11 protein-coding genes are annotated in these 14,219 nt (G+C 65.1%); 7 read left to right on the top strand and 4 right to left on the bottom strand.

The annotated features are described in order from the left end of the window. Positions 1-58 precede the first annotated feature (58 nt). Positions 59-985 (top strand): myo-inosose-2 dehydratase, encoded by a 927-nt coding sequence (iolE, locus tag PROPJV5_RS00055; protein ID WP_119714317.1) that lies wholly within the window; start codon positions 59-61, stop codon positions 983-985. 212 nt (positions 986-1,197) lie between these two features. Here the strand turns inward: iolE and PROPJV5_RS00050 are convergent, their stop codons facing one another. Continuing rightward, a complete protein-coding gene (locus tag PROPJV5_RS00050; protein ID WP_119714316.1) occupies positions 1,198-2,916 on the bottom strand; it encodes a glutamine--tRNA ligase/YqeY domain fusion protein in 1,719 nt (572 codons plus the stop codon). 5 nt (positions 2,917-2,921) lie between these two features. Next, a complete protein-coding gene (locus tag PROPJV5_RS00045; RefSeq protein ID WP_182858493.1) occupies positions 2,922-3,557 on the bottom strand; it encodes a histidine phosphatase family protein in 636 nt (211 codons plus the stop codon). A 225-nt stretch (positions 3,558-3,782) separates the two neighbouring features. On the opposite strand from PROPJV5_RS00045, the gene PROPJV5_RS00040 reads away from it, so the two are divergent. From PROPJV5_RS00040 to PROPJV5_RS00020, 5 genes are all read left to right on the top strand, one after another. Next, positions 3,783-4,757 carry an ABC transporter substrate-binding protein gene (locus PROPJV5_RS00040; protein ID WP_119714314.1) on the top strand — a complete coding sequence of 325 codons (975 nt, stop codon included), beginning with the start codon at positions 3,783-3,785 and terminating at the stop codon, positions 4,755-4,757. A 6-nt stretch (positions 4,758-4,763) separates the two neighbouring features. Next, on the top strand, positions 4,764-5,717 hold the full coding sequence (locus tag PROPJV5_RS00035) for an ABC transporter permease (RefSeq protein WP_119714313.1): 954 nt from the start codon (positions 4,764-4,766) through the stop codon (positions 5,715-5,717). A gap of 1 nt (position 5,718) precedes the next feature. Continuing rightward, positions 5,719-6,510 (top strand): ABC transporter ATP-binding protein, encoded by a 792-nt coding sequence (locus PROPJV5_RS00030; RefSeq protein ID WP_119714312.1) that lies wholly within the window; start codon positions 5,719-5,721, stop codon positions 6,508-6,510. A 167-nt stretch (positions 6,511-6,677) separates the two neighbouring features. Beyond that, on the top strand, positions 6,678-7,694 hold the full coding sequence (locus PROPJV5_RS00025) for a PAC2 family protein (protein WP_119714311.1): 1,017 nt from the start codon (positions 6,678-6,680) through the stop codon (positions 7,692-7,694). 246 nt (positions 7,695-7,940) lie between these two features. Continuing rightward, positions 7,941-11,066, top strand: a complete 3,126-nt coding sequence (locus tag PROPJV5_RS00020) for a DEAD/DEAH box helicase (protein WP_119714310.1) — start codon at positions 7,941-7,943, stop codon at positions 11,064-11,066. A gap of 31 nt (positions 11,067-11,097) precedes the next feature. Here PROPJV5_RS00020 and PROPJV5_RS00015 read toward each other — a convergent pair whose 3' ends face one another. Next, positions 11,098-11,889 carry a PIG-L deacetylase family protein gene (locus PROPJV5_RS00015; RefSeq protein WP_119714309.1) on the bottom strand — a complete coding sequence of 264 codons (792 nt, stop codon included), beginning with the start codon at positions 11,887-11,889 and terminating at the stop codon, positions 11,098-11,100. Between the two features lie 661 nt (positions 11,890-12,550). Between PROPJV5_RS00015 and PROPJV5_RS12475 the strand changes: the two genes are divergently transcribed. Beyond that, complete coding sequence (locus PROPJV5_RS12475; RefSeq protein ID WP_182858492.1) at positions 12,551-13,333, top strand: rhomboid family intramembrane serine protease; 783 nt, start codon at positions 12,551-12,553, stop codon at positions 13,331-13,333. Between the two features lie 141 nt (positions 13,334-13,474). On the opposite strand, the gene PROPJV5_RS00005 is transcribed toward PROPJV5_RS12475, so the two are convergent. Next, positions 13,475-14,095, bottom strand: a complete 621-nt coding sequence (locus tag PROPJV5_RS00005; RefSeq protein ID WP_119714307.1) for an L-threonylcarbamoyladenylate synthase — start codon at positions 14,093-14,095, stop codon at positions 13,475-13,477. Positions 14,096-14,219 lie beyond the last annotated feature (124 nt).

The following is a 14,219-nucleotide window of genomic DNA, read 5'->3' as shown; positions in this document are numbered from 1 at the left end:
ACTTTCTCTTCGCACCTCGCACCCACGAGTAATTCGACACCAAGAATGGAGACACACCATGGCCTTCCGGCTCGACCCCACCACGGCGATCAAGGATCCGCACGGCATCAACTGGGGCATGCACCCCATCGCCTGGCGCAACGACGACATCCCGGAGGTCGGGGCCTTCAACACCCTCGACGACATGCTGCTCGACCTCGCCGACGTCGGCTACGCCGGCACCGAGTGCGCCGGTTTCTTCCCCCCGAAGGAGGAGGTGAAGGAACGCATCGAGGCGCGCGGCATCCGGATCGTCGCCCAGTGGTTCTCCTCCTTCATCCTGCGGGACGGCATCGACGCCGTCGTCCCCGTCTTCGAGGAGAACTGTCGCTACCTGGAGTACCTGGGCGCCACTCGCATCGTCGTCTCGGAACAGACCGGATCGGTGCAGGGCGTCCGCGACGTCAGCATCTTCACGAACAAGCCGGTCCTCACCGAGGAGCAGTGGCCGGTGCTGGCAGAGGGCCTGAACCGGCTCGGCGATGTCGCCCACGAACACGGCCTCGACCTCGTCTACCACCACCACCTCGGAACCGTCATCCAGACCACCGAGGAGACCATCCGACTCATGGAGATGACCGACCCCGCCAAGGTCTCCCTGCTGTTCGACAGCGGCCACGCCTTCGTCGGGGCAGGCACCGTCATGGGGCTGCTGGAGGCCACCATCGACCGTGTCAAGCACGTCCACTTCAAGGACGTCCGCCCGGACAAGATGGCCGAGTCCCGGGACGCCGAGCGCTCCTTCCTCGACTCCTTCCTGGCCGGCATGTTCACGGTTCCGGGTGACGGCTGCATCGATTTCACCGAGCCCTACCGGCTCCTCGTCGACCACGGCTATGACCAGTGGATCCTCGTCGAGGCCGAGCAGGACCCGGCGATCGCGAACCCGCACGAGTACGCCGTCAAGGCCCGCAACTACATCGAGAGCACGCTCTTCACGATCTGACCGGAAGGGTCCACCCGGCCCCGCTGCTGCCTGGTCCCCACGAGCAGCAGCGGGGCCTGCTCCCCCACCGAGCGTCTTGCCGCCGGTGCCCGAGCCGAGCCCATGACATGCCGACGACCAGCCCGGGCGCCGACGGCGCATGGCCATGGCGCGACATCAGCCATTACCCGGCGACGGGTGGTGGGGACGAACCGGCCCTCAGCAGGGGTCCCTCAGGCCCTCTTCGCCGCCCTCGCGCCCTTCGCCGCCTTGCGCTGCAGGGCCGCCCACTCGTCGCGCAGGCCGACCGTGCGGTGGAACAGGCCCGGACGGTCAGGGTCGGCGGCGAAGTAGCCGAGGCGCTCGAACTGGACGACCTGGCCCGGCTCGACATCGGTGATCGCGGCCTCGCCCTTGGCCGACAGCAGTTCACGTGAGTCGGGGTTGAGGTCGTCGAGCGGCTCCCCGGTGCTCTCCCCGGGGTTGGGCGTGGTGAACAGGCGGTCGTAGAGGGCCACGTCGAGATCGACGGCGTGAGGGACGCTGACCCAGTGCATCGTCGACTTCACCTTGCGCCCATCGGGGGCGTCGCCCCCGCGGGTGGCCGGGTCGTAGGTGGCGTGCACCTCGACGACCTGTCCGTTCTCGTCCTTGACCACACCGGTGGCGGTGACGAGATAGGCGCCGCGCAGACGCACCTCGCGGCCGGGTGCCAGGCGGAAGAACTTCGGCGGGGGCGTCTCGGCGAAGTCCTCCTGCTCGATGAACAGGTCACCGGTGAAGGCCGCCAGCCGGGTGCCCTCGTCCGGGTTCTCGGGGTTGTTCGTCAGCGGGAAGTACTCGACGACGGGGCTGCCGTTCTCGTCGGTGGGCCAGTTGTCGATCACCAGGTGCAGTGGCCGGGTGACGACCATGCGCCGCCGGCTCGTCGTGTTGAGTTCGCGGCGGACGAAGGACTCGAGTTCCTCGATGTTGTGCCGTGCATTGGTGCGCGTGGTGCCCAGGTAGGCGCAGAAGTCGCGGACCGCCTTGGCGGGGTAGCCGCGACGCCGCAGACCACGCAGCGTCGGCATGCGCGGATCGTCCCACCCGTCCACGATGCCGTCACGGACGAGCCTCGCCAGGCGGCGCTTGGATGTGATCGTGTACGTGAGTTCGAGCCGCGCGAACTCGATCTGGCGTGGTTTCTCCGTCGGCAGGGGCAGGTGGTTGAGGTACCAGTCGTACAGCGGACGGTGGGTGTCGAATTCGAGGGTGCACAGCGAGTGGGTGACGCCCTCGATGGCGTCGCTCTGGCCGTGCGCCCAGTCGTAGGTCGGGTAGATCGGCCACTGCATGCCCGTCTGGTGATGTTCGGCGTGACGGATGCGGTACATCACCGGGTCGCGCAGCACCATGTTGTCCGAGGCCATGTCGATCTTGGCCCGCAGCACGCGGGAGCCGTCGGGGAACTCGCCGGCGCGCATGCGGGTGAACAGGTCGAGGTTCTCCTCGACGGAACGGTCCCGGAAGGGGCTCTCGACGCCGGGCCGCCCGTACCCGCCGCGCTGGGCCGAGATGGTCTCGTTGTCCTGGTCGTCGACGTAGGCCAGACCCTGCTCGATCAGGTACCGCGCCCACTGGTAGAGCTGCTCGAAGTAGCCGGAGGCGTGCAGGACGGCGGCCGGTTCGTACCCGAGCCAGGCGATGTCGTCGAGGATCGACTGCACGAACTCCGGGTTCTCGGCCACCGGATTGGTGTCATCGAGGCGCACATTGCACACGCCGCCGAACTTCTCGGCCGTACCGAAGTCGACAGTGATGGCCTTCGCATGACCGATGTGCAGGTATCCGTTCGGTTCGGGGGGAAAACGAGTCTGGACACGCCCCTTGTAGACGCCGCCGTCGATGTCATGCCCGATCGCGTCGCTGATGAAGTCACCGGCGCCGCTCGTCCCCTCCGCATTCGCCATGGCGGTCAAAGTAGCACGTGTCGCTCGTCATGCCCCCACTGCGGTGAGGCGTTGAAGTGATCGAGACGCCACCCGGCGCTCGTGGCCACCAGGCCGGTCGAGCAGCAGTTGCCCACCGAACCGAGACGCCATGCCCCCTCGATCCCCCATCCGAGCATGGCCGCAGAGCCCATGCGGATGGCCGTGCCGTGCGTGAAGACGAGCACGACGCCGTCGGGCGCCGACTGGTCGATCTGTGAGAGTGCCCCGCCCATGCGCCGCTGGACGAGCGAGCCGGACTCGCCGCCCGGCCACAGCACGTCCTGCCCGGTCCGCCACTCGGCGATGGTCGGATCGAGGGCCAGGACCTCCTCCCAGACGCGCCCCTCGGCCTCGCCGAAGTCCATCTCCTTGAGACGATCATCGGTGTGGACCTCGAGCCCCGCCAGTGCGGCGACCTCGCTTGCCGTGTCAATGGCGCGGCTCAGCGGGGAACTCCAGATCGCCACCGGCCCGAGCGAGGCGTAGAAGGGCGCGGCCGATCTCGCCTGCCGCCTCCCGGTCTCGTTGAGGGGAATGTCCGTGGCCCCCTGCCAGCGCTGCTGGGTGTTCCACTCGGTCTGGCCGTGTCGCACCAGGACCAGGCGAGGACTGACCGGCATTGTTCCCCCTTCCCCCAGGACCGGCCCGGTCCGGCCGGCCCGTACAATCCTAGTTAGCCGACAGGCTGTCCCGACTGCCATGGCACCACACGATCTTTCGTTCGCGACCCGGTTCCACCGCCGCGACGGGAGAATGTCCAGCGGTCGGGCACGGGCGGAGCGCACCTGCGTCGAGCGTTAACGTGAAGCCCTCAAAAATTTTCTTTCATCATGGCAAGGACAATCATGAATCGACGAACCCTGCTCTCCGCTGCCGGTCTCGCTGCCCTGGCCGGTCCGCTGGCCGCCTGTTCCTCCGACTCGAGCAGTTCGGGTTCCTCGTCCACCAGCTACTCGATCGGCATCATGCAGATCCTCACCCACAGCTCGCTGGACGCCGCCCGTGAGGGCTTCAAGTCCGCCTTCGAGGAGGCCGGCATCTCCTGCGAGTTCGACGAGCAGAACGCCCAGGGCGACCAGGGCACCGCGACGAACATCGCCTCGAAGTTCTCCTCCCAGGGACTCGACCTGGTTCTTGCCATCGGCACCCCGGCCGCTCAGGCCGCCGCCCAGACCATCACCCAGACCCCGGTCCTGTTCACCGCCGTGACCGACCCGACGACGGCCCAGCTCGTCGAGTCCGAGGACGCCCCCGGCGGCAATGTCACCGGCACGAGCGACATGAACCCGGTCGCCGAGCAGATCGGCCTCATCAAGCAGATCAAGCCCGACGCCGCCTCGGTCGGCTTCCTCTACTCCTCCGGCGAGGTCAACTCACAGGTCCAGATCGACCTGGCCCGTGAGGCCGCCGATGACCAGGGACTGACGGTCCAGGAGAAGACGATCACCAACACCGCCGAACTCCAGCAGGCGGCCGAGGCCCTCGACGTCGACGCGATCTACCTGCCCACCGACAACAACGTCATCTCCGGTCTGGCCACTGTCGTCGCGCTGTGCGAGGACCGCAAGATCCCCCTGATCGTCGGCGAGGGCGACTCCGTGCGCAACGGCGGTGTCATCACCTACGGCATCGACTACACCAAGCTGGGGCGCCAGACGGGCGAGATGGCAATCCGGATCCTGCGCGACGGCGCGGACCCGGCGACCATGCCCGTGGAGACCCAGTCCGACCTGACCGTCTACGTCAACGAGGCGGCCGCGCAGGCCATGGACGTCACGATCCCCGATGACCTGCTCGACGGCGCCGAGAAGGTCGGCTGAACGTTCATGCCCGGTGCCATCGAACTGGGCCTGTTGTACGGGCTCATGGCCCTGGGGGTCTACCTCACCTTCAGGATCCTCGACTTCGCCGACCTGACGGTCGACGGCAGCTTCACCACCGGGGCGGGGCTCTGCGCCCTCATCATCACCCACGGGGGCAACCCGGTGTTGGCAACCGCCGCCGGTTTCGGCGGCGGCCTGCTCGCCGGCATGGTGACGGGGCTGCTGAACACCATGGGCAAGATCCACCCGCTGCTGGCCGGCATCCTCACCCAGATCGCGCTCTACTCGATCAACCTGCGCATCATGGGCAGGGCGAACCTGCCGTTGCTGCGCGCCACGACGGTGTTCACCCCGCTGTCCGACCGCGCCCTGCTGGGCACGCTGACCTCCATCGTGCTCTTCGCGCTGGTCCTCGCCCTGTTCGTCCTCGCCATGAACTGGTTCCTGTCGACGAATCTCGGTTTCGCGATGCGCGCCACGGGCGACAACGAGTCGATGGCCAGGGCCAACGGCATCAACACGAACACGACGAAGATCATCGGGCTGGCGCTGTCGAACGGGCTGGTCGCAGCCTCCGGGGCCCTCATCGCCCAGTACCAGGGCTACGCCGACATCTCGATGGGCATCGGCCTCATCGTCGCGGGCCTGGCCTCGGTCATCATCGGCACGGCGATCTTCAGCTCGTCGCGGGTCGCGGTGGCCACCGCCGCCGTCTGCTTCGGTTCGATCATCTACCGCGTCATCATCCAGCTGGCCCTCATGGTGGGGCTGCAGCCCAATGACATGAAGCTCGTCAGCGCCGTCATCGTCGTCCTGGCCCTGCTCATCCCGCGCTGGGGCGTGTTCGCCAATGTCCGCGCCCGCCGGCGGGCCCGCAACCTGCCCGCCGAGCCCGACGTGACGGCGCCGATCGAGGACCGTGACCCCGTGTCCGGTCTGGTGAAACCAGGAGCCTGACATGCTTGACGTGGTGAACATTCACAAGGCCTTCTTCCCCGGGACGATCAACGAGAAGGTCGCCCTGGCAGGAGTGGACCTGCACCTGGACGAAGGCGATTTCTGCACCGTCATCGGCTCGAACGGCGCCGGGAAGTCGACCCTGCTGAACACGATCTCAGGACGCTACCGGCCCGACGGCGGCGCGGTGAAGATCGACGGCCAGCGCGTCGACCGCCTCCCCGACTACAAGGTCGCCCGCCATGTGGCGCGGGTCTTCCAGGACCCGATGGCGGGCACCGCCGCGCACATGACGATCGAGGAGAACCTCGCACTGGCCCTGGGCCGCGGCACGACCCGCGGCCTCGGCCCCGGCATCACCCAGGCCAAGCGCTCCTTCTTCCGCGAGCGGCTCGCGGTGCTCGAACAGGGGCTCGAGGACCGTCTGACCACCAAGGTCGGTCTGCTCTCGGGCGGGCAGCGGCAGGCACTGTCACTGGTCATGGCGACCTTCAGTAATCCGAAGATGCTGCTGCTGGACGAGCACACCGCGGCCCTCGACCCACAGCGCGCCGAACTCATCACGCGCCTGACACGTGAGCTCGTCGCGGAGAAGGGCCTGACCACCCTGATGGTCACGCACAACATGGGCCAGGCCCTGCGGCTGGGCAACAAACTCATCATGATGCACGAGGGACGCATCATCCTTGAGCTGGGCGGCGAGGACAAGGCGGCGGCCAGCGTCGAGGACCTGATGGCCGAGTTCGACAAGATCAAGGGCGTCCAGCTGTCCGACCGGACGCTGCTCGCCTGAGGCCGTGTCCTGGCCCGGGGCACAGCGCGGTTCGGGATCTCCCAGCGTGTCACGTAAAGTTGAGTCAGGGCCGCTGAAGTTTCTGGAATGAATCGCGTCTCACAGGTGTTGCACCTTATGTGTCGTGATCGCGCCCGCACGCGACGCAAGCGCAGGAGGAAGAAGACATGCCCGATCCCACATCACTGTTCCACTACGAGAGCTCCATCGACCAGCGCACCATTCACGACCGCGTGCTGGTGATCACCCTGGGCAGCTATGCAGACGCGGGTTCGGCTCAGGCGCAGTTGGACGAGCACCTGCTCAACACTCTCGCCCACCGCAAGCTCGGTTCCTTTGACGTCGATCAGATCATGGACTACCGGGAGCACCGCCCCATGATCGACCTGGACGTCGACCACTACACCAACTATCAGACACCGGCGATCGAGTTGCACGAGGTCACCGACAAGTCCGGCGCGCCCTTCCTGCTGCTGACCGGCCCCGAGCCGTCGCTGCAGTGGGAGCGTGTCACGAGTTCGATCGAGCGCATCGTCGACGAGCTCGACGTGCAGCTCGTGATAACCGCGCAGGGCGTGCCGATGCCGGTTCCCCACACCAGGCCGGCGTCGCTGACGAAGCTGTCCACCCGGCCGGAGTTGCTGCCCGGTAATCAGGGCATCGGGTCGTTCCGCATGAGCGCCTCCTTCTCGTCGATGATGACCCAGCGTTTCGGCGAGAAGAACCTCGACGTCATCAACCTGGCCGTTCACGTGCCCCAGTACCTGGCGGAGAACGAGTACCCGCCGGCCGCGATAGCCCTCGTGCACGGGCTGAACCTCAACGCCGGTCTCGACGTGCCGATGGGTGACCTGGAGCAGGCCGCCCGGCTGGTGCGCGGCCAGATCGACGCCCAGGTGAACGCCTCCGAGCAGCTGCAGCAGATCGTCACCCAACTGGAGACCCAGTACGACAGGTTCATGGCCGACCGTTCCCTGCCGACCAACGGCGAGGGCCTGCCCAACGCCGAAGAGATCGGTCAGGCAGTCGAGGACTTCCTCGCGAGCCTGGACGACGAGAGTACTCCCGGGGAGGGCTTCGGCCAGGCCAACGGGTCCACCCAGGCCGGTGGCCCGGACACTCCGCCGCAGGAGGCGGGACCGCAGGACGACACCGGGCCCGAGCAGGGGCAGGACCCTCAGTGACATCAAGAACTCACTGACGGTCCAATACTGGCGCAAGTCCCAAACTGACGGTCCGTACGGCGGTACAGGCCAAGGGAGAGGCATGGACGGGTTGATTTGAATCGGTCCCCACCAATCGCGCCAGCGCTGCACCCTTGAAGAAGGTACGAGACGACAGTTGTCCGGTGCATCATCCGATGCACCGGACAACTGTCGTCTCGGCCAGGCGGAACCGCCTCAGGACGAGCGCCTGGTAGGTTGCCGGCTATGAGTGGTGCTGGCGTTGATTGGCAATTCCCCGGAGTCACTGAAACCATTCTCACCAGAGAACTCCAGGAGAGCCTGCGGCAGAGCTCCGCAGCGATCGAACCTTGTCTGGACAAGATTGATGACGCTGAGGTCCCCGAGCGGTATGCCCGACATGTGGCAAACATCGTGCGGGCCCATCTGAGCAGTCTTCCCAGGGAACAACGAGCGCTGATCATCGAGCAGCTCTTGACCGCGATCGGCCAAGTGTCAAAGACACCTGTTGACCAAACCGAGATCACTGCTCTCATGCCACGTAGTGAAATCATCGACAAGCATTACTTTCATACTCGCCCTGAGACCCCACTCAATGATGCCGCGCTTTTGACCAACGCCTCGCACGATCCGACACTCAACTCAGAGTTGCGAGCTGAACTGGCCTCAGCAGACAACGTGGATCTGCTCTGCGCATTCCTTAAATGGACCGGCCTGCGTCTCCTCGAGGATGAACTCGCTGCGCTGCGCGCGCGTGGCGGACGTTTGCGCGTTATCACTACCACGTATATCGGTGCGACTGAGCGCAGGGCGATCGACCGGCTGGTCCGTGAGTTCGGCGCCGAGGTTCGGGTCCAATACGACACCAAACGCACCCGGTTGCACGCAAAGTCCTGGTATTTTCACCGCAACACTGGCTGGGACACGGCTTATGTGGGTTCGTCGAATCTTTCCAGGGCTGCACTACTGGATGGCGTTGAATGGAATGTACGACTGTCCAAGGAACAGACGGGACCTCTACTGGCCAAGTTCCGTAGAACCTTCGAAACCTATTGGAATGACCCCTCATATGAAATCTACAACCCAACCCGGGATGCAAATCGCCTCGACGAACAACTCGATTTGGCCAGCGGTGGCTCGGCACGTTTCAGCGATGTCATCCCAGTGAACCTGGACGTACGCCCCTATCCCCACCAACAGGAGGCACTGGAAGCCCTGCGCATCGAGCGTGAGATGCATGAGCACCACCGTAACCTGGTCATAGCAGCCACGGGAACTGGAAAGACCGTGATCTCCGCGTTTGATTATCGCAGTCTGTGCAGTGATGGACGGCTTCCCACCATGCTCTTCGTGGCCCATCGCATCGAAATCTTGAAGCAGGCTCGCAGTACTTTCCGAGCTGTACTCAAAGATGGTTCCTTCGGTGAACTGTTGGGTAATGGCCATGAACCATTACGCTGGCGACACGTCTTCGCCACCGTGCAGTCTTTGAGCCCGCGCTTGGACATGATCAGACAAGATCTCTTCGACTATGTCGTGATCGACGAGTTCCACCACGCGCATGCGACGAGCTATCGGAAACTCTTGAGCCGGCTTAAACCAAAGGAGTTGCTTGGACTGACTGCCACTCCTGAGCGTGCTGATGGCGTCGACATCCGCAGCTTCTTCGATGGCCGCAGTGCCTACGAGATCAGGCTGTGGGATGCCCTCGAGGCCGATCTGTTATGCCCCTTCCACTACTTCGCGATATCGGACAACACAGACCTCCGAGGGCTGTCCTGGAATCGTGGACGCTACGACCCGGAGGCGCTGAGCGAGCTGTACGTCCAGGACGAAGCGCGGAGTGCACTCATCTTGACACAGCTTCATCGGCTGGTAATCGATCCACGGGGTATGCGAGCCATCGGGTTCTGCGTCAGCGTCCGCCATGCCCGCTACATGAGCAGGGTTTTCAACCAAGCCGGCGTGCCTGCTCTCGCCGTGACAGGCCAGAGCTCGGACGAGGAACGTGCACATGCCTTAGACCAGCTGCGAGGACGAACGACGAACATCATCTTCACCGTTGACCTGTACAACGAAGGCATCGACCTACCCGAGATCGACACGGTCCTCTTCCTGCGCCCTACCGAGTCCTCGACTCTTTTCCTACAACAACTTGGCAGAGGACTGCGCAAGTCCCGGGACAAGGCAGCCCTGACCGTGCTGGACTTTGTCGGGATGCAACACGCAGAGTTCCGATTCGACAAGAAGTTGTGTGCGCTGACAGGCTCCACAAAAAGCGAGCTACGTCAGCGCATCAGCGAAGGTTTTCATGTCTTGCCAGCTGGGACCGAGATAAGCATTGACCAGATGAGCCAAGAGATCATCCTTGATAATCTTAAAAGCCAGCTGAACCCGAGGTGGAATCAGAAGGTCATCGACCTGAGACAGCTCGTTTCGTCGCGCGGGGACTGTGATCTTGGAACGTTCCTACAAGAATCAGAGCACGAGCTGAGTTCGGTGATCTCGACATCATCGACGGCCAGAAACAGCTGGACCAAGCTCCGCGAGGATGCTGGTCTTCCGGTACGGCGAAAAGGCCCGCGACATGACACGATCATTCGACGCGCCCGCGCTCTCTCCCACGTCGATGACCAGGAACGACTGGACGTCTACCGTCAGGCGCTCGCCGGTGAACTCCCGCCCCTCAGTACCCTCAACCGACGCGAGCTGACGCTCCTCAGGATGCTGGTCTTCACCATCTGGCCAGATGGCGGCAAGTTCGCCAACCTTGGCCAGGCGCTGGCGGCGCTCACCGACGAGCCGGCTGCCTGCGACGAGTTCAGCCAAGTGCTCGACGTGGCAGCGCGGCGCATCCGACACATCACCCGCCCCCTTTCCGGTCGTCTTCACGACGAGGCCCTGCGCGTCCACGCCCGCTATACCAGGGAGGAAATCGTCGTCGGTATGAGGCATGGCGGTTTTGACCGACACCCGAACTCGATCCGCGAGGGCGTCTTCTTCAGCAAAAAGCTCAATGCGGATGCCCTACTCATCACATTGCGCAAGAATGAGAAAGGGTATTCCCCGACGACCATGTACAACGACGTGGCGATCTCCGAGTCAATCTTCCATTGGGAGTCCCAGTCGACTACCTCTGTGGAATCTCCAACGGCTCGCCGATATCTAGGACTTGACGGATCTGGCAGCGAGAGAGTGCTGTTCGTACGTGAGGACAAAAAGAGCGAGTACGGCGCCGGGGCACCTTATCTGTGTCTGGGAACGGCTGACTACATATCCCATGAAGGCAGCCGCCCGATCGGTATCGACTGGCGTCTGCGAGTTCCCATGCCGGCGGAGGTGTGGAAGATGGCGGCGGCCGCTCGCCCCTGACGGCCCTCGACCATGATGACCACGTCCGGTCTCACATGGGCCAGGCGTGCCTCATCGGGCCCGGGTCGGCGGGTTCGCGGTAGTACTCGATGCCGAACATGAGGGCGAAGGCGTCGGCCGGGAGCGACAGCATGACACCCACGTCGCTCGCCTGGCTGGAATGGGCCTCCAGGGCACGGTGCTTGGTGATGATGATGTGGTCGGGCAGGTCGACGGCCCAGCGGATCAACGACTGCGGCGAACCGATCAGTTCGCCGTCGTCACCGACCGCCTCTGGACCCCACATGTTGCTGTCGAGACCCATCACACGGGCCTTCTCGTAACTGTCGATCATGGCGTCCTGGTTGACCGTCTCCTCGAGCACACGCAGCTGTGGATCGCACAGGGCCGCCGCAGCGGCACCGACACGGTGCACCATGACGTGGTCGGGATGGCCGTAGTTGCCGCGCGGGTCGTAGTGGACGAACACGTCGGCGTCCTCCTCGCGCAGGATCCTCGCGACCTGTTCGGCCACCAGTTCCCGATCCGCGTTGCAGAAGGCCGCGGGGTTCCGGTTGGAGTCCCAGCCGGCCATGCCCGAGTCCGCAAAACCCAGGCGGACGATTCGGTCGATGCCGATGACCTCGGCGGCTCGCTCGTGCTCGGCCCGGCGGTGCCCGGCCAGTTCTTCCGGGCCGAGACCGTCGGGGACGACACCGAGTGCACCATCGGTGGCGAGGATCTCGACGACCCGGTCACCCCTCTCGTGTGCCATGGCCATGGTGCCGGAGGTCTGACTCGCCTCGTCGTCGGGATGCGCATGGAAGAAGACCCAGTTCGTCACCGAGCCATCATCCCCCAGTTTTCCCCGGTCCGGGGCCGTCAAGCCTTGAGCTGAACAGTCCCGCAGGATCACCTCCGCGCTTGTCACTGGCTTGTCTCTTCGCGCATGTGTCCTCGCGAGGGCGGGGCTGCCCGCATGCGCGCGAAGAAGGCGGTCTGCTGCACGCCCGTAGACTGGTTGGGTGAGTGACGAGACGAACAAGGACGGCGGCACCGAGGCGACTCCCCCGCCCGGGATGCCTGATTTCACCGCCCCTGATTCCGCATGGCCCTCGCTCGAAGAGCCTGGCTTCGACGGGACCAGCCCCGGTCCCGTGCCCGGGCAGCCCCCTCGGGTGCCCTTGACACCGATGTGGTCACAGCCCGGGCAGCCGACAGACAACCAGGCACCGGCCTTCGATGCCGGCACCGCATCGCCTCTGCCGCAGGAGTGGGCCCCGGCAGGACCGGACGGTGGCGGCCCCGCTCCAGCCTCACCCCAGTCACAGGGATGGACCTCCACGGCAGGCGACAGCAGCCGGTCCCGGGGAGCCGACACGTCTCGGGCCGACGCCCGTCCCGGAGCGGGACCGCAGAACCCCTCCTGGGATCCACAAAGATCGCACGGCTACACGCCGCCTGCCTCCGAACAGAACCCCTACGGAACGGGCACTCCCCAGCCGGTGCAGAACCCCTACGCGGCAGGCGGTCAGCCGGGCCCCGGGATGGGCGGGGGCTCCGCCATGCCGGTCTGGGGCCAGCAGCCGGCCCAGATGCCGAGCGCCCCGCAGTACGTGGAGACGCCTGACGGTGGCGTCGTCACTGCAGGTCAGCCGATACCGCGGGAGCCCCAGCCGCTCGTCACCTACATCGTGATGGCGATCAATGCGGCCCTGTGGTTCTTCTCGATCTTCGCCCCCCAGGTGGCCGGGGCCCTCGAGATGAGCCCCGATCTGGCGTTCAGCCAACCATGGCGGCTCATCACCGGCGGGTTCGTCTACACGAATGTGAGCCTGTTCAGCCTCATCTTCGCCCTGCTCATGATCTGGATCATGGGCCGCAGCCTGGAACCGGCCCTGGGCCACATCGACTTCCTGCTGGTCTACCTGCTGCTGATCGCCGCCGGTTCGGCGACGGTCGTCCTGTGGTGCCGCGTCTTCGACGTGTACCTCATCCCCACCGGCGCATCGGCCGTGATCCTCGGCACGTTCGGTCTGCTCATCACCCTCCTGCCGAGGGACCAGCTGCGCTCCATGAGCGGTTTCTGGACCATCCTCGTCATCAACCTCCTCCTGGTGTTCATGTACCCGTGGATCCCCTGGCAGCAGAAACTGGGGGGATTCCTCATGGGGCTGGCGGCCGGCTGGCTGCTCCGGCGAAGGAAGAACGGGCGGACCGTCACCACACAGATGTGGGTGCTGCTCGTCCCGGTCGTCCTGATGCTGCTGATCGCCGCCCTGCTCTGAGGCCCGCGCCCCTGCCAGTCTCAGCCGGAGGGTACTCCCCCGTCGCTCCCTCACGCACGAATCCGTCACGGTGATGCCCCTTGCATCGTCGCTCCGGCGGCGCGCCGCCCACGGTTCAGCCGCTCAGGGGCACCGACCGGGTCACTCGAACAGCTCGGTGCTTCCACCGCCACGGCGCACGATCTCGGGTTCGTCACCGGTCAGGTCGATGACGGTGGTCGGCAGGTACCCGGCGTCACCGGAGTCGAGGACGGCATCGATGTCGCTGTCGAGAGCCTCCTTGATCTGCCAGCCGTCGGCCATGGGTCCCTCCTCGCCGGGAAGGATGAGCGTGGACGAGACGATCGGCTCACCGAGTGCCTCGATGAGCGCCAGCGCCGTCACGTGATCGGGCACCCTTGCCCCCACCGTGCGGTGGCTCGGGTGCAGCATGGTACGCGGCACGTCACGGCTGGCGCGCAGGATGAACGTGTACGGGCCGGGCGTTGCCGCCTTGATGGCCCGGAACTGGCGGTTGCCCATCTCAACGTACGTACCGAGCTGGGCGAAGTCGCTGACGACGACCGACAAGTGGTGTCTCTCGTCGAGTTCACGAATACGGCGGATGCGGTCGATCCCTGCCTTGTTGCCATAGGCCGCGCCCAGCGCGAACCCGGAATCGGTCGGGTACGCGATGACGGCTCCCTCGCGGAGCAGGTCGGCTGTCTGGTTGATCGAGCGCTGCTGCGGGTTCACCGGGTGAACCGGGTAATAACGAGCCATGGGACCAGCTTAGATGTTGTGGGTCATGACGTTGTGGGCGCTGGGGGTGGGGAACGGGTCTCTGTCCGGCACGATGGGTGGTGCTGAAACCGTTCATCTGTTGACAGGAGACCCGTTCCATGAC

Source organism: Propionibacterium ruminifibrarum, from assembly GCF_900289195.1.
In the GTDB taxonomy this organism is placed as follows: Bacteria; Actinomycetota; Actinomycetes; order Propionibacteriales; family Propionibacteriaceae; genus Propionibacterium; species Propionibacterium ruminifibrarum.
The sequence above is the reverse complement of the archived record's forward strand: the minus strand, read 5'-3'. Positions and strand labels throughout refer to the sequence as shown.